The organism is Roseococcus sp. YIM B11640, assembly GCF_049727625.1.
Taxonomy (GTDB): Bacteria; Pseudomonadota; Alphaproteobacteria; order Acetobacterales; family Acetobacteraceae; genus Roseococcus.
In genome coordinates this window covers 994,786-1,010,708 of sequence record NZ_JBBJOZ010000001.1, presented here as the reverse complement: position 1 = coordinate 1,010,708, position 15,923 = coordinate 994,786, and the positions used below count along the sequence as shown (strand labels likewise).

Below are 15,923 nucleotides of genomic sequence, written 5' to 3'. Positions count from 1 at the left end.
CCATGTGGGGCATCATTCCCGCCGCGGGAATCGGCAGTCGCATCCAGCCGCTCGCCTTCTCCAAGGAGCTGCTGCCCGTCGGCAGCCGGCTGGAGAATGGCGTGGAGCGGCCGCGCGCGGTGAGCGAGCATCTGATCGAGCGCATGATCGAGGCCGGGGTGGACAAGCTCTGCTTCGTGATCGCACCGGGGAAGAGCGACATCGTGAACTATTACGGCGCGCGGATAGGGCCCGCGCGCATCACCTACGTCGTGCAGGCCGAGCCGGCGGGGCTCTGCGATGCGATCTTCTCCGCCCTGCCCTGCATCGATCCCGGGGAGCAGGTCGCCATCGGATTGCCCGACACGATCTGGTTCCCCACCGACGGCTTGGCGCGGCTGCCGCCGGACAAGTTGTCTTTCCTGCTCTTCCCCGTCGACCATCCGGAATTCTTCGACGCCGTGGTCACAGACGGCGAAGGCCGGGTGCGGGAGATCCAGGTCAAACAGGCCGGCGCGGCATCGCATTGGGTGTGGGGCGCCTTCCGCATGCCCGGCCATGTCCTGCATGCCCTGCACGCGCTGTGGCGGGAGGCCGGCCGCGGTGACGAGTATGTCGGCACTCTGGTCAACGCCTGGCTTGCCCGCGGCGGGCAGGCCCGAGGGATCTGCGCGGGCGAAACCTACGTCGATGTCGGCACCATGCATGGCTGGCGAGAGGCGGTCGCCCTGCTTGGCGACCGGCCAGCTGCGGCGCAGGTGCTGGTACCGTTTCGGGCCCTTCAACAGACCGTGCTGACGCAGGCGGCCGCGCAGCGGCATGACCAACCACTGGCGTCGCGCCCGGGCGCGGATTGAGCCATGCCGGCAGCGGGGCCGTTGCTTGCGCTACTCGCCGACGGGGAGACGCCGGTCGGCGTGCCCATGCTGGTCGTCGCCGCGCATCCCGACGACGAGGTGATTGGTATCGGCGCGCAACTGCCGCGGTTCCGGGACATCACGTTGCTGCATGCTACGGATGGCGCGCCGCGCGACGGGCGCGACGCGGAGATGCATGGCTTTTCCGATACGGAATCCTACGCCCAGGCGCGCCGCCAGGAGCTGATATCCGCGCTCGCCCTCGCCGGAGTTGCGCCCGAACGCGCGCTGACCTGCGGGATACCCGACCAGCAGGCCACGATGCGGCTCGCCAGTCTCGCGCGCCAGGTGGCGATACTTGTCGGCTCGCTGCGCCCGGCGGCGATCGTGACCCAGGCTTATGAAGGAGGGCACCCAGATCACGATGCGGTCGCCTTCGCCGTTCACGCGGCGCTTCAGCTCGTGCAGGCGCCACGGCCGGCCCTGCTGGAAATGGCCGGCTATCACGCCGGACCTCAGGGAATGGCAACCGGCTGCTTCCTGCCAGGAGCCCATGACGGACGCATCCGCCTCGCCATGTCTCCCGCTGCACGGGCGCTCAAGGCGCAGATGGTGGCTTGCTTCGCCACGCAGCAACAGGTGCTGGCGGGTTTTCCGGTCGGCGTCGAGATGCTGAGGTTGGCGCCCTGCTACGACTTTGCTCGCCCCCCTCATCCGGGACGTCTGCATTACGAGAACTACCCCTGGGGCATGAGCGGTGAGACGTTCCGGGAAATGGCCGCCGAAGCCGCGCAGACGCTGGGGATCGGCCGATGAACCTCGCTGTCTTGCAGGTTGCCTATCCCTTCGCGCCGGTCGGTCCCGACGCGGTCGGCGGCGCGGAGCAGGTGCTCTCTCAACTCGACCGTGCGGTTGTTGCGGCAGGCGGACACTCGATCGTGCTCGCCGCGTCCGGCTCCACCGCCGCGGGCGAGCTGATCGCGGTTCCAGCGTCGCGGGGCTCGATCACGGAAGCGGGGCGCGAGGCCGCACACGGCGCCTACCGCGCCGCCCTTGCCCGGCTTCTGGCCGACCGGCATGTCGATCTGGTGCACATGCATGGCCTGGATTTCGACGGCTACCTTCCAGCGCCCGGCGTTCCCACCCTGGTGACGCTGCACCTGCCGCCCGGCTGGTACTCGGCCTCAGCCCTGCACCCCCAGCGCCCGGACACCTGGCTCCACCCGGTATCCCACGCTCAGTATCGAGCCTGCCCGGCTTCGCCCGCCTTGCTGTCTCCGATCACGAACGGCGTGGCGATCGACGATCTGCCGACCCGCGTCTCGCGCCGCGGCTTCGCGCTCTGCCTCGGACGCATCTGCCCGGAGAAGAACCAGCATGCGGCGATCGAGGCGGGCAGCCTTGCCGGCGTGCCGGTGCTGCTGGGCGGCCAGGTGTTTCCCTATCCGGATCATGAGCGGTACTGGCGGGATGCCGTTGCGCCGCGGCTCGCGGCGGGTTCACATCGATTCCTGGGTCCTGTCGGGCTGGCACGCAAGCGCCGGCTGCTCGGCGCCAGCCGCTGCCTGATCTCGGCGAGCCTGGCGCCGGAAACCAGCTCGCTCGTCGCGATGGAGGCGCTGGCCTGTGGAACGCCGGTGGTCGCCTTCCCGTCCGGCGCGCTGCCGGAGATCGTGGAGCACGGCGTCACCGGTTTCCTGGTGCAGGACGTCCGGGAAATGGCGGAAGCGATCCGGATCGTGGATCGGATCGATCCAGAGGCCTGCCGCGCCGCTGCACGCCGACGCTTTCGGGCCTCGGCCACCGAGACGGCCTACCTCAGCCTCTACGCGCGGTTGGCGTCAGGAGGTCATGCGCATGCTGTCCCGGCCTGATATCGCGCTGGTGACGCGCACGGAGGAGCTGGAGGCGCTGCGGCCCGAATGGGATGCGCTTTGGCGCGAAGCTCCGGCGGCAACGCCCTTCCAGTCTCCGGCCTGGCTCATCCCGTGGTGGCGTCATGTGGGCGAAGGGGAGCTGCTGACGCTGGCTCTTCGCGAGGACGGCGAGCTGGTCGGCCTATTGCCGTTCTATGTCTATTCCGGTTATGACAGGTGCCGTCGGCTCTTCCCGCTGGGCATCGGCACCACCGACTACCTCGACGCGATCCTGCGACCCGGACACGAAGGTCCCGCCATGGCGGCGGCCTTCCGTCAGCTTGCTGTCCTGGCCGATCGCTTCGACATCGCGGAATGGCCACAGCTACGTTCCCATTCGCCACTGCTCGAAGCGGCGCCGGCCAACTGGAGTTCGCGGACGGAGCCGGACACGCCGTGCCCCGCGACGGAACTACCCTCGCGCCTGGACGCGCTGGGGAGCGTTGTGTCGCGCAAGACGCTTCGCGACCTGCGGACCGCACGAAAGCGCGCGGCGGAAGCAGGCACCATGTACTGGCAGGAGGCGGACGCGGAGAGTCTCGGACCGGTCTTTGATGCCCTGCTTCGGCTACATGCGGCGCGCTGGAGCGCGCGGCAGGAGCCTGGAGTCCTGGACTCGCCGGCCGTTCAGGCCGCGCATCGCGAAGCCTTGCCGGACCTCCTCCAGAGCGGGTTGCTGCGCCTGCAGGCCCTGCATCTGAACCGCGAGATCGTGGCGGTGCTCTATGCGCTGATGGATCCGCCGCAGCGGCCGGCGCGCCGTCTCTATCTCTACATCAGCGGCTTCGAGCCGGCCCTGGACCGGCTCAGCCCAGGCATGCTGCTGGTTGGACAGGCGATGGATCAAGCGGTGGCCGAGGGCTTCTCCACGCTCGATTTCCTGCGCGGACAGGAGGCCTATAAGTATTTCTGGGGCGCGGCGGATAGACCGGCCTTCCGGCGCGTCCTGAGACCACCTGGGAGGACGGGCGCATGACGCGCTGCCTGCTGATGGTGCTCGACAGCGTGGGTGTCGGCGCAGCGCCGGACGCCGCGCAATACGGAGACGAAGCCGCCGACACGCTCGGCCACATCATCGCGCGCACTGGGCTGCGGCTGCCGGCGCTGCATTCGCTCGGCCTCGGACGCATCCTTGGCGAAGGGGATAGCGAGGCACCCCGTGCAAGCTACGGCCGCATGCGCGAGCGTTCCGCGGGCAAGGACAGCACGACCGGTCATTGGGAAATCGCCGGCGTTGTCCTGGAGGAGCCCTTCGCTGTCTTCGACCACTTTCCAGATCCTCTCATGCACGCGATCGAGGAAGAGATCGGCCTGCGCTTCCTCGGAAATCATCCGGCCAGCGGCACTGCGATCATCGAGGCGCTCGGCGAGGAGCATATGCGGAGCGGTCGGCCCATCCTCTACACCTCCGCCGATTCCGTCCTGCAGATCGCGGCACACGAGGCGGTGATACCGGTCGAGCGGCTCTACGCCATCTGCGAGGCAGCCCGCCGGCACGCCGATGCCTGGCGGATCGGCCGCGTCATCGCCCGCCCCTTCACCGGCGCGCCCGGCGCCTTCATCCGTACGGAACGACGGCACGATTTCTCGATGCGGCCGCCCCGCACGGTCCTGGACGCGATCAGAGAGGCGGGGGTCGCGGTGAGATCCGTCGGCAAGGTGGCCGACCTCTTCGCCGGGCAGGGCATGACCGAGACGCATCCGACCGGCAGCAATGCCCAGGGCATGCGGGTGACCGAAGCACTGTGGCAGCGGGACGAGCCTGGCCTCATCTTCACCAATCTGGTCGATTTCGACACGCTCCACGGCCACCGCCGCGACGTCGCCGGTTATGCCTCCGCATTGGCGGAGTTCGACACCTGGCTCACCGGCTTCCTGCCGCAATGCCGAGCCGAGGACCTCGTCATCATCACGGCCGACCACGGCAACGATCCCACGCATCACGGCACCGACCACACACGCGAGGAGGTGCCGCTGCTGGTGCTGCACGGCGGCCGTTCGGCCGCGCTCGGCACGCGTGACGGCTTCGCTGATGTCGCGGCCTCGCTAGCCTGCGCCTTCGGGCTTCCGCCATGGCCGATCGGCCGGTCGTTCCTGTGACGCCGCATCCCGCCGCCCATGAATTCCTGGCAGGGCGGATCTCGGCCCCGGTCGCGTTGATGCGGCTCTTCATGTCCGGCCTGTCCGGGGCGGCGATCCTGGCACTGCTGGAAGGAGATCGACGGCTGGCGTCGCTGCTGGCCCTCGCGCGTCAGCAGGGTGCGGGTCTTCGGCGGCTGGAGGAGATGGTTCATAGCGGCGCCGATCACGCCCCCGCGACGAGCATCGCGGCGAGTCGCGCCATGTTCGACCGGCTCGTCGAAATCAGCCCGGAGGCGAGCGTCGCCGCCTATTCGCTGGGCGATCCGGCGCTGCTGGAGGCCGCGAGTACCGAGATCACCGGCTGGCTTCTGGGCGTGGGACTGCTCGAGCACCGCCCGCGAATTCTCGATCTGGGCTGCGGCATCGGCCGCATCGCCCAGGCGCTGGCGCCGCATGCACGCAGCATCCTCGGTCTCGACGTCTCCCGCGGCATGATCGAGGCCGCACGCCGTCGCTGCAACGCGCTTCCCCACCTGGAATTCGTTCTGACATCCGGGCACGGGATGGACGAGCTGCCGGCCGGCGGCTTCGACCTGCTCCTGGCGGTCGATGTGTTCCCCTATCTCGTTCAGGCCGGGGACGGGCTGGCTGAACGCCATGTCGCCGACGCCGGCCGGTTGCTGCGGCCGGGCGGCAACCTGGTGATCCTGAACTTCAGCTATCGCGGCATCCAGCAGGATCGTATCGATCTGCGCGCCATGGCCGCGCAGCACGGCTTCACGCTGCTGCGCGAGGGCACGCGCGAGTTCAAGCTCTGGGACGCCGATGCGTTCTGGCTGAGCAAACCCGATGGCCTTGCCAGCGGCGCGGCAGATGCCGGAAGGGCGACCTACTTGGGACGGCCGCGATAGCGCAGTGCTTCGACCAGCAGCGAGAAGGCCGGCAGCGCCTGCCGGCGGCTCGGGTAGTAGAGGTGGTGCCCTGCCCAATAGGGGCACCAATCCTCCAGCACACGCCGGAGGCGACCCGCCGCGACATGTGGCGCGACAATCTCCTCGGGCATATGCGCCAGGCCGCAGCCTGCCAGCGTCGCCTCCAGGATGTCGAAGACGCTGCTGAACACCAGCTGCCCCTCGGTGCGAACCTTCAACTCCCGCCCGTCGCGCTCGAATTCCCAGGAGTAGATGCCGCCCAAGGTCGGCAGGCGGAAGTTGACGCAGGGATGCCGCAGCAGGTCCGCCGGCTCCTGCGGCACGCCGTGGCGCTGGAAATGCTCGGGCGAGCCGACAACCGCGAAGCGCACATCCGGTCCGATGCGTACGGAGACCATATCCTGCGACACCTGGTCGCCGAAGCGCACGCCCGCGTCGTAACGCTGGGCGACGATATCGGCGAGGCCGTTCTCGGTCGTGATTTCGACGCTGATATCGGGGTATTCCTTGAGGAAGGGGACCAGCCGTGGCCAGAGAACGTAGCGGGCAGCGTAATCGCTCGCCGTGAGGCGGATCGATCCGGCCGGCTTGTCGCGGAGCGCTGTCACCGCCTGCAACTCGGCGTCGATATCCTCATAACGGGGCGCGATGCCGTGGAAGAGGCGCTCCCCCGCGGCGGTGAGGGAGACACTACGCGTGGTCCGCGTCAGCAGCCGGATGCCCAGGCGCGTTTCCAGTTGGCGCATCGAATAGCTGAGCGCCGATTGCGAGACACGCAGCTTCGCGGCGGCACGAGTGAAGCTGCGCTCGCGCGCCACTTCCAGGAAAGCGCGGAGTTCGTGATCGCTCATGATAAGCTCCTGTGCCTCACGCCGCTGTGCTCATCAATCTCCTTCTGATCTGCCCGTCCCTCTGCCGGTTGATCCGCGCCGGTGCTGCCGGGCCGTATTCATGAGCCCGGCTTCTAGCCACAAACAGTCCTCGACGGGTTCACATCCGAATCGCTAGCGTCTACCGCCCGTGGTGCAGCGGCTTGCTGCCCGCGGCGCCGGCCATCCGATCCGAAGGAGCTTCCCATGCAACTGATCGTCAACGGCGAGGCGCGTCAGGTCGACGCCGAGGCCGATACGCCGCTGCTCTGGGTGCTGCGTGACGAGCTCGGTCTCACGGGCACGAAGTACGGGTGCGGCCTGGCGCAATGCGGCGCCTGCACCGTGCTGGTCGAGGGCCAGGCCATCCGCTCCTGCGTGACCCCGCTGGAAAGCGTCGAGGGCCAGTCGGTCATGACCATCGAGGCCATCGAGCAGGATGCCGAGGGTCGGCGGGTCGTGGCCGCCTGGGTGGCGAACCAGGCCCCGCAATGCGGCTATTGCCAGTCCGGCCAGGTCATGGCCGCGACTGCCCTGCTCAAGCAGACGCCACAGCCCCGTGACGAGGATATCGCGACGGCGATGACCAACCTGTGCCGCTGCGGCACCTACAACGCCATCGCCGCCGCCGTGCGGCAGGCCGCGCAAGGCTGAGGGGCGCGTCATGGACGGACATCTCACTGCCTCGCTCTCTCGCCGCTCGCTCCTGGGGGCCCTGGTGGTCAGCCTGGCTTTGCCAGCCGAAGCCCTGGCGCAGGCCCCGGCGCAAGCGATCCAGCCCGGCCGGCGGGTCCAGGCCTTCCTTGAGCTCCATGCCGACGGCACGGCGTTGCTGCGCAGCCCCTTCGCCGAAGGCGGCCAGGGCGTCTTCACCGCCCTGGCCCAGATCGTGGGCGAGGAGCTCGACCTTGACCCGGCCCGCTTCACGGTCGAATGCGCGCCGCCCGGTCCGGACTACCTGGTCATGAACGGCCGCCGCATCACGGGCGGCAGCTGGTCGGTGCGGTCCAGCTATCCGACCATGCGACGCCTCGGCGCCGCTGCGCGGCAGATGCTGCTGCAGGCTGCTGCGACGCGGCTGAGCGTGCCGTTGGACAGCCTGACGACGGAGCCTGGTCTCGTGCGCCACGCCGCTTCCGGGCGGTCCGTGGCCTATGGCGACCTTGCCGCCGAGGCCGCCACTCTCCCCGTGCCCGAGAATCCGCCCTTGCGGGCCGCCTCCGAATTTCGCTGGATCGGAAAACCCGTTCCGCGCCTCGACGTGCATGCCAAATCGACGGGCCGCGCCGTCTACGGCATCGATCTGACCGTCGAGGGGATGTTGCAGGCCGCGGTGCAGCACGCGCCGCGCCTGGGCATGGAGCCAGCCGCCATCGCCAACCAGGCGACAGTGCAGGCCATGCCGGGCGTTCATTCGATCCACCGGCTGCCCGGCGCCGTCGCGGTCGTGGCCGATCGCTGGTGGCGCGCGCGCCGCGCCGTCGAAGCGCTGGAGGTGAGCTGGAACGAGGCCGCGCCCGGTACCGAGCGCGCCATGCCGGCCGATTTCTCCTCGGCGGGCTTTCGCGCCAGCCTGGCAGCCGCGCCCGGCCCAGGCATTGCGGCGGAGACCGCCGGCGATGCCGAGGCCGCGCTCCGCGGCGCCGCCCGCGTCGTCAAAGCGGCCTATGACGCGCCCTTCCTCGCGCATGGCCAGCTGGAGCCCCCTTCCGCGCTGGCACGCTGGAACGCGGACGGCACGCTCGACGTCTGGTTGCCCAACCAGGCGCCTGAGGCGTTCCAGGCCGCGGCGGCGCGCACCGCCGGAATCGACCCCGCGCAGGTCCGCATCCACTCGCCGCTCCTGGGCGGCTTCTTCGGGCGACATTTTCTTTACGCGTCGGCCAATCCATTTCCACAGGCTATCCTTCTCTCGAAGGCCGTGGGCCGGCCGGTGAAGCTCATCTGGAGCCGGGAGGAAGAGTTCCTTCGAGACGCGCTGCGCCCGCTCGGCCACGCGCGCTTCAAGGCCGGGCTGGACGCGCAGGGATTGCCCGTCGCGCTTTCGGCGGAGGCGGTGGGCGAAGGCCCGAGCGGGCGCTGGTTCGGCCGCCGCGCCGACGCGGCCGATAATTCGGCCGTGGAGGGCATCGCCCGTAAGCCTTATGCGATCCCGAACCGTCGCGTGGCGCAGGTGCCGGTTGCCAATCCCGCGGTGATCGGCTTCTGGCGCTCGGTCGGGCATTCGATGAACGACTTCTTCTACGAGACCTTCTTCGACGAGATGGCCGATGCCGGCGGGCAGGACCCCTACGCCCTGCGGCTTCGTCTGCTCGCGGAGCGCCCGCGCCATCGGCGCCTGCTGGAAGCGGTGGGCGAGCTGTTGGGCGGCTGGCGGCGCGGTCCCTTCACGGCGGCCGACGGCAGCCGGCGTGCGCGGGGCGTCGCCATGGCCTCGCCCTTCGGCAGCGAGGTCGCGACCATCGCCGAGGTCTCGCTGCGCGACCGCGAGGTGGTGGTGCACGACGTCTGGGTGGCCATCGACCCCGGCAGCATCGTGAACCCGCAGGTGATCGACGCGCAGGTGCGCTCCGCCGTCGCGCTGGGGCTTTCCTCTGCCCTGCTGGAGCAGGTCGTCTACACGAATGGCGTGCCGGAGGCGCGCAACTTCGACGGCTATCCCATCCTGCCGCCGGACCGAATGCCGCGCGTCCATACCCGCATCATCGAGAGCGGCGAGCCGATGGGCGGCATCGGCGAGCCGGGCCTGCCCGGCGTGCCGCCAGCAGTGGCCAATGCCGTCTCCACCCTGACCGGAAAGCGGCTGCGCAGCCTGCCGCTCTCGGGCGCGAACTTGGGCGAGGTCTGAAGAAGTTTTCGCACCTGCGGTTGGTGACCGTCGCTTAAGCGGCGGTCACCGCGCCTTTTCACCCGATCCCACCGCGTTTACGCATGTTGCGGCGAATTCACGATTCCATACGGTGAAAGCGTCCCGGGACCTTGCGGCGTGCTCCTCGGCCGTCCATTGAGGTGAACGACCGCGCCGCTCACGACGGCGCCGGAATGGGACGGAAACACCATGGTGCCAGCCTGGGTCAGCGCGCTCGCTGGAACCCTGCTCGTTCAGACTGTCTGTGCCTTCGCGAGCATTTCGGTACCTGTCCTGGGACCTCCCCTGATGGAACGGGCGGGCCTGCCGCCGGAAAGCATCGGCCTGGTCTCGGCCCTTTCGGCGGGTGGTATCTGCTGGTTCCTGGCCACCGGCGGCGCGATGCTGGGGCATTTCGGGCCGATCCGGACCCTGCAGATGGGGCTGGCCTGCATGGCCCTCGGCCTGCTGGTGCTGTCGCAGCCGCTCGGCCTGCTGGGCCTTCTGGGGGCGCTGGCCATCGGCTTCGGCAATGGGCCGAACACCCCGGCCGGAAGCCAGATTCTGATCCGCACGGCGCCGCCCGCGCACCGCACCCTCATCTTCTCGATCAAACAGGCCGGCGTCCCGCTGGGCGGCGCGCTGGCAGGGCTGATCGTGGCGCCGCTCGTCTCGTCGCAGGGACTTTCGGTGACCCTCGGCATCCTGATCGGCACCCTCCTCCTGTGCTGCGTACTCGTGGAAGGCTTCCGTGCCCTGGACGGGGAGAAGGGGCCGCCGCAGCCTGGATGGGCTCTCGCCCTCTTCCAGCCGCAAGCGGTCATCGCCGGCGTACGTACGCTTCGTGCCCATCCCTCTCTGCCGATGCTCACCGCCGTCGGCGCCTCCTTCTCGCTGATGCAGGCCTGCCTGACGGCCTTCACCGCGACCTTCGTCTATAGCCGCCCCGGCACCTCGCTGGAGGAAGCGGGACGCGTGATGGCCGTCATGCTCGGGGCGAGCATGCTCGGCCGCATTCTTCTCGGCTGGGCGGCGGATCGCATGGGGAACGCGCTGCGCCACCTCGGCGTCCAAGCCCTCGTCTCGGCCGCCGCCGTCACCCTGATGGTCTTCGCCACGACGGTGCAGTCCCCGGGGCTGCTCTACGTCAGCGCGGCGCTGGTCGGCGCCACGGCGATCGGCTGGAACGGGGTCCACATCGCCGAGCTTGCCCGGGTGGCTCCGCCGCACCTGGTCAGCGGCGTCACCTCGGCCTCGAGCCTGTTTGCCTTTGCCGCATCCGTCTGCGGGCCGCTCCTGTTCATACCTCTGGTCAGGCTGGGCGGGGGCTTCGGCGCGGCCTTCCACGTCATGGCGGCGCAGCTCGCCTGCCTCGGCCTCGTCTGCCTGATCGTGAAGCCACCAGCCGCCCGGGCGTGAGGCCTCGGGCCACCGGCCTATCGGCCTATCGGTCTGACGGATGCTCCGCATATGTCACGACCGCGACCCCCAGGGTCACCAGCAGGAGAGCCGCGGCGGAGATCGCCATGGTCGTCTCGACCGGCAGCCAGGTCAGATTGGCGCTCGTCAGGATGATGCCGAGGGAATTCGCCGTCCGCGACAAGGCGAAGACCTCCGCCTTGCGAGGACCGGGCGCCAAGGCATCCAGCCGAAGGGAATTATAGGTGCCCAGCGGCGCCAGGAAGCAGCCGATGATCACGGCGCCGATGAGGCTCGCGATGACCGAGAAATTGGATGCGGTCAGAATGGCGCCCAGGCACAGGAGGGCGAGGAGGAGCGGTACCGTCCGCCGCCCCGGCGCCCGGTTCCGCGCGCTCACCCAGATACCACCGGCCACCGCCGCGATGCAGAGCGCAACGGCGAAGATGGCGCCCTCCGCCGGCGCGAGCCCGTAGTTGATGGCGATGGCGACCGCGCCGATCTCGACCGCGGAGGTGACGGCGCTTGTCGCCAACGTGCATGCGAGCCAGAGGAGGATCGCCGGCCGCAACAGGCTTTCGCCCGCGCGGAGGGGTGCGGGCGTCGTAGCTTCGGGAACGGCCGGCACCAGCACCACCGGCGCCGTGCCCAGGAGCACCAGGATCACCAGGGCGACGACAGGATCAATCGCCGTGCCGAGGAGCGAGGCCGCGATGGGGGCTGCCACGAAGGTCAGCTCGTTCAGCGTCGCCGCCATCCCGAGGGCGCGCGGCATCCCGGACGGGTGCGCGAGATGGTTCAGGATGGACCGCAGCAGCCCGAAAGCCGCGCCGTTCACCAGGCCGCCGAGGGCCGCCGCGACGACCAGGAAAAGAAAAGATGCCTCGGCCTTGGCCAACGCGGCCATGCCGACCAGCGCCAAGGCGCGGACCGATAGCAGCACCCGAAGGTAAGACACGGCATTGCGCCCTGCGCCGAGCCGCACCAGGGGAACGGCGCCCGCCACCTGCGCGACGGTGATGGCCAGGACCAACACGGCGCCGCTGCTGGAGCTGCCGGTAAGCGGCATGGCGAGGAGGGTGAAGGCAATCGGGCCCGCCGCCTGCGGAATGGCGAAGGTGCCGTAGGCGATCAGCCACTGGATCAACGGCGCGGAAAGCCCGGCCGCCGGTCTGACATGCGAATCCATGGTCCCGCCTGCTCGCGGGGCCCTCCCCAATGATTCCATGCCGGGGGAGCCGGGCATGCGGCGGTGGGACCGCCTGGACGATGAACGCACTTCTAAGGGGCCGGGACCGCCGCTCCAACCCCACCGCCCTCTGGCCAAGGCATCACCGCGCTGCATGGCTCCCAACCGCTAATTACATTCACTGTTGTGGAAAACTTTTCTCACGTTGACATGACGTTATATAGGGATAATCACCCCATAGGCTCTTCGCGCGAGCCCCCTCACCACGGAGCCGAAGTACATCGCGCTGTTTCATCTGATCCGACCCTCGCCGCCGAGCACCTCGCCCGTCGCACTCCGCCTCCCCAGGAAAGATTCGCTCATGATCATCTCCGATGTCGCCGGGCAGCGCGCCCTCCCGGTCAGCCGCCGCACCGCCCTGCTTGGATCCCTCGCCGCGGGCCTCGCGCCGTTGCCGTCGCTCGCGGCGCCCCGGCGCGGCGGCACGCTGACCATCGCGCTGTCCAGCGAACCTACTTCCCTTGTCGCGGCGACCACGGTCGTGACCCCGGCCCTCAGCGTCTCCAACAAAGTCACGGAGGGCCTCCTGCGCTACGCCTTCGACCTGACGCCGCAACCGGAACTGGCGACCGAATGGAGCGTCTCGCCCGACGGGCTGCGCTACATCTTCAAGCTTCGCCCTGGCGTGAAATGGCATGACGGGCGGGATTTCACCTCCGCGGACGTCGCCTTCTCGCTTCAGCTGCTCAAGCAGATCCACCCGCGCGGCCGCAGCACCTTCGCGAATCTCTCCGAGGTGCTCACGCCGGACCCGCTGACCGCCGAGCTGCGCCTCAGCAGGCCCGCGCCATACCTGCTGAAGGCCTTCGCAGGCGCCGAGACGCCGATCCTGCCGAAGCACATCTACGAGGGCACCGACCCGGCGACTAACCCAAACAACGCGGCGCCCGTCGGCACCGGGCCCTTCGTCTTCAAGGAATGGGTGCGCGGCAGCCACGTGATCTACGAGCGCAATCCGAACTACTGGGACCAGCCGAAGCCCTATCTCGACCAGCTCGTGATCCGCTTCATTCCCGACGCCGGCGCCCGCTCTGCGGCCTTCGAGACCGGGCAGGCGGATCTGGGTTACCGCACGCCCGTCGGCCTGGCCGATGTGGAACGGCTGCGTCGCCATGCCGATTTGCGCTTCGAGACGAACGGGAACAGCTATTCCTTCAACGTCACCAAGCTCGAGTTCAACCTGGACAACGAGTACTTCCGCCACCTGAAGGTGCGCCAGGCCGTGGCCCATGCGATCGATCGGGCGCAGATCGCGCGCATCGCCTTCTTCGGCAATGCCGAGCCCTGCGCCTCGCCCATCGCGCCGGGCCTGCGTGACTTCCACGATCCCACGCCCTCGCCCTACGGCTTCGACATCGCGCGCGCCGAGCGTCTGCTGGACGAGGCCGGCTTACCGCGCGGCGCCAACCGCATCCGCTTCCGCGTACCGCTCGATTTCAACCCCGTGCTCGACGAGGCGCGGCGCCTGTCCGACATGCTGCGTGCCTCGCTGAGCCGCATCGGCATCGCCGTCGACGTCCGCGCGCAGGACACGGGCAGCTTCGTGAAACGCGTCTATACGGATCGCGACTTCGCCTTCACGACCAACGGGCTGAGCAATCTGTTCGACCCGACGGTGGGCGTGCAGCGGACTTATTGGTCGAAGAACTTCATCCGGGGCGTCCCCTTCTCCAACTGCACGCATTACGCCAATCCCGAAGTGGACCGCCTGCTCGAGGGCGCCGCCGTCGAGAACGACGCAGCTCAGCGCGCCGGCATGTTCCGCGAGTTCCAGCGGATCGTCGCGAACGAGATCCCGGACATCAATCTGGCCTCGCCGACCTTCCTGACCATCTACAACAAGCGGGTCCACGACCATTCGCTGACCGCCAATGGGATCGAGGCGGGCCTGGCCGATTGCTATGTGGATGGCTGACGGGAGCATCGAGTGAGCATCGCCTACCGCACGGGCCATGCCCTGCGAAGGACGGCCATCCAGGCCGTCCCCACCGTCCTGGGCATCATTATTCTCTGTTTCTTGCTGCTGCAGATGATGCCGGGCGACGTGGCGGATGTGCTCGCCGGCGAGTCGGGCTCGGCGACAGCGGAATCGCTCGCGGCTATCCGCCGCCAGGCGGGGTTGGACGAGCCGGTCCTGGTCCAGCTCGGTAGCTATCTCTGGAAGGTCGCGCAGTTCGATTTCGGCCAGTCCACGCGCTTCGGCACCCCGGTATCCCAGCTGATCCTGGAGCGGCTGCCCAATACGCTCGTGCTGATGCTCACCGCGCTGGGGATTGCCCTGGGCCTCGGCATCCTCACCGGTGCCGTCATGGCCATCCAGGCCGGGCGGTGGCTGGACCGGATCCTGCAGGTCGTGGTGCTGTTCTTCTACTCCACGCCTGGCTTCTGGATCGGGCTGATGGCGATCGTCCTGTTCTCCGTGCATCTCGGCTGGCTGCCGAGCGGCGGTAGCATGACGATCGGGCTGGAGGCGAAGGGCCTGGACATGATCCGGGACCGGCTGCCCTACCTCGTGCTGCCGGCGCTCGCCATGGCCTCCTTCTTCATCGCGGTCTATGCGCGCCTGACACGCGCCGCGTTGCTGGAGGTGTTGCAGCAGGACTACATCCGCACCGCCCGTGCCAAAGGGCTTTCCTCCTTCACCATCCTGATGCGGCATGCGGTGCGGAACGCGCTGATTCCCGTGACGACGGTTGCCGGCATTCACCTCGGCAACCTCCTCGGCGGCGCGGTGGTGATCGAGACGGTGTTCAGCTGGCCCGGCATGGGGCGTCTCGCGCTCGAAGCCGTGGCGGGGCGCGACTTCAACGTGCTGCTCGGCGTCCTGCTGCTCTCCTCCTTTCTGGTGATCGTCACCAATGTCGCGGTCGATCTCCTGCAGAGCTGGATCGATCCGAGGTCGGATTCCGCCTGACATGTCCCTCGCGTTTCTTCGGCTCCGCAACCGCACCCTGCGGCTCGCGTTGCGCAACCCGCCCTTCCTGGCGGGCATGGCGATCCTGATCTTCGTAATCCTCGTCGCGCTCGCCGCGCCCTGGCTCTATCCGGGCGATCCGCTGGACATGGTCGGCATGCCGACCCTCTGGCCGGGCGAGGATCCTGCCTATCCTTTCGGGACCGACAGCCTGGGACGCGATCTGGCCGCGGGCCTCGCGCATGGCGCGCGGGTCTCGCTCCTCACCGGCATCAGCGCGACGGTGATCGGCCTATCAATCGGGACCGCCATCGGCGCCATCGCCGGCTACTTCGGCGGATGGGTGGACAATGTGCTGGTGCGCGTCACCGAGCTCTTCCAGACCGTGCCCACCTTTCTGCTGGTCGTCGTCCTCGTCTCGATCCGCGAGCCGACCGCGCTGACCATCGCCCTCTCGATCGGCGCGGCCTCCTGGCCAACGGTCGCGCGCTTGGTGCGCGCGCAGTTCCGCAGCCTGCGCGGCGCGGATTTTGTGGCCGCGGCGTTGGTCTCAGGTGCCACTTCCACGCGGATCATCCTGCGCCATATCCTGCCCAGCGCCGCGCCGCAGATCGTGGTGACGACCTCGGTCATGGTCGCCAACGCCATCCTGACGGAAGCGGCCCTCTCCTTCCTCAACCTGGGCGACCCGAACCTCGTGAGCTGGGGCAGCATCATCGGCGATGGGCGCCAATTGCTGCGGACCGCCTGGTACCTGACGGCCCTGCCCGGCACCGCGATCGCGCTGACCGTGATGAGCATCAACCTCGCGGGTGATGGGCTGAACGATATCCTCAATCCCCGCTCCGGGAATTGATC

14 protein-coding genes are annotated in these 15,923 nt (G+C 68.8%); 12 read left to right on the top strand and 2 right to left on the bottom strand.

From position 1 onward, the window contains the following. The first annotated feature begins 2 nt into the window (after positions 1-2). The 6 genes from WJM96_RS05145 (at position 3) to WJM96_RS05120 (ending at position 5,745) form a co-directional block, all read left to right on the top strand. On the top strand, positions 3-836 hold the full coding sequence (locus tag WJM96_RS05145; protein WP_424811355.1) for a sugar phosphate nucleotidyltransferase: 834 nt from the start codon (positions 3-5) through the stop codon (positions 834-836). A 66-nt stretch (positions 837-902) separates the two neighbouring features. Then, positions 903-1,652, top strand: coding sequence for a PIG-L deacetylase family protein (locus WJM96_RS05140; RefSeq protein WP_424811825.1), 750 nt, complete (start codon positions 903-905; stop codon positions 1,650-1,652). Further along, on the top strand, positions 1,649-2,710 hold the full coding sequence (locus WJM96_RS05135; protein ID WP_424811354.1) for a glycosyltransferase: 1,062 nt from the start codon (positions 1,649-1,651) through the stop codon (positions 2,708-2,710). The genes WJM96_RS05140 and WJM96_RS05135 overlap by 4 nt, the downstream gene beginning before the upstream one ends. Next, positions 2,694-3,728: a GNAT family N-acetyltransferase gene (locus WJM96_RS05130; protein WP_424811353.1), complete on the top strand. Its 1,035-nt coding sequence runs from the start codon at positions 2,694-2,696 to the stop codon at positions 3,726-3,728. Before WJM96_RS05135 ends, WJM96_RS05130 begins: the two co-directional genes overlap by 17 nt. Beyond that, positions 3,725-4,852, top strand: a complete 1,128-nt coding sequence (locus WJM96_RS05125) for a phosphopentomutase (RefSeq protein WP_424811352.1) — start codon at positions 3,725-3,727, stop codon at positions 4,850-4,852. The genes WJM96_RS05130 and WJM96_RS05125 overlap by 4 nt, the downstream gene beginning before the upstream one ends. A 59-nt stretch (positions 4,853-4,911) precedes the next feature. Beyond that, positions 4,912-5,745: a methyltransferase domain-containing protein gene (locus WJM96_RS05120; RefSeq protein ID WP_424811351.1), complete on the top strand. Its 834-nt coding sequence runs from the start codon at positions 4,912-4,914 to the stop codon at positions 5,743-5,745. On the opposite strand, the gene WJM96_RS05115 is transcribed toward WJM96_RS05120, so the two are convergent. Beyond that, positions 5,724-6,617 (bottom strand): LysR family transcriptional regulator, encoded by an 894-nt coding sequence (locus WJM96_RS05115; RefSeq protein WP_424811350.1) that lies wholly within the window; start codon positions 6,615-6,617, stop codon positions 5,724-5,726. The genes WJM96_RS05120 and WJM96_RS05115 overlap by 22 nt on opposite strands. 225 nt (positions 6,618-6,842) lie before the next feature. Between WJM96_RS05115 and WJM96_RS05110 the strand changes: the two genes are divergently transcribed. The 3 genes from WJM96_RS05110 (at position 6,843) to WJM96_RS05100 (ending at position 10,902) form a co-directional block, all read left to right on the top strand. Further along, positions 6,843-7,289, top strand: a complete 447-nt coding sequence (locus WJM96_RS05110; RefSeq protein ID WP_424811349.1) for a (2Fe-2S)-binding protein — start codon at positions 6,843-6,845, stop codon at positions 7,287-7,289. Positions 7,290-7,299: 10 nt separating this feature from the next. Beyond that, entirely contained in the window at positions 7,300-9,483 is a 2,184-nt protein-coding gene (locus WJM96_RS05105) for a molybdopterin cofactor-binding domain-containing protein (protein ID WP_424811348.1), read from the top strand. A 210-nt stretch (positions 9,484-9,693) separates the two neighbouring features. Further along, positions 9,694-10,902 carry an MFS transporter gene (locus WJM96_RS05100; RefSeq protein ID WP_424811347.1) on the top strand — a complete coding sequence of 403 codons (1,209 nt, stop codon included), beginning with the start codon at positions 9,694-9,696 and terminating at the stop codon, positions 10,900-10,902. A 25-nt stretch (positions 10,903-10,927) separates the two neighbouring features. Here the strand turns inward: WJM96_RS05100 and WJM96_RS05095 are convergent, their stop codons facing one another. Next, positions 10,928-12,091, bottom strand: coding sequence for an MFS transporter (locus WJM96_RS05095; protein WP_424811346.1), 1,164 nt, complete (start codon positions 12,089-12,091; stop codon positions 10,928-10,930). 361 nt (positions 12,092-12,452) lie between these two features. Here WJM96_RS05095 and WJM96_RS05090 point away from each other — a divergent pair, with 361 nt between their 5' ends. The 3 genes from WJM96_RS05090 to WJM96_RS05080 are packed head-to-tail and all read left to right on the top strand — an operon-like array spanning position 12,453 to position 15,921. After that, complete coding sequence (locus WJM96_RS05090; protein ID WP_424811345.1) at positions 12,453-14,066, top strand: ABC transporter substrate-binding protein; 1,614 nt, start codon at positions 12,453-12,455, stop codon at positions 14,064-14,066. A gap of 12 nt (positions 14,067-14,078) precedes the next feature. After that, positions 14,079-15,065 (top strand): ABC transporter permease, encoded by a 987-nt coding sequence (locus WJM96_RS05085; RefSeq protein ID WP_424811344.1) that lies wholly within the window; start codon positions 14,079-14,081, stop codon positions 15,063-15,065. 1 nt (position 15,066) lies between these two features. After that, a complete protein-coding gene (locus WJM96_RS05080) occupies positions 15,067-15,921 on the top strand; it encodes an ABC transporter permease (protein WP_424811343.1) in 855 nt (284 codons plus the stop codon). The last annotated feature ends 2 nt before the right edge of the window (positions 15,922-15,923 follow it).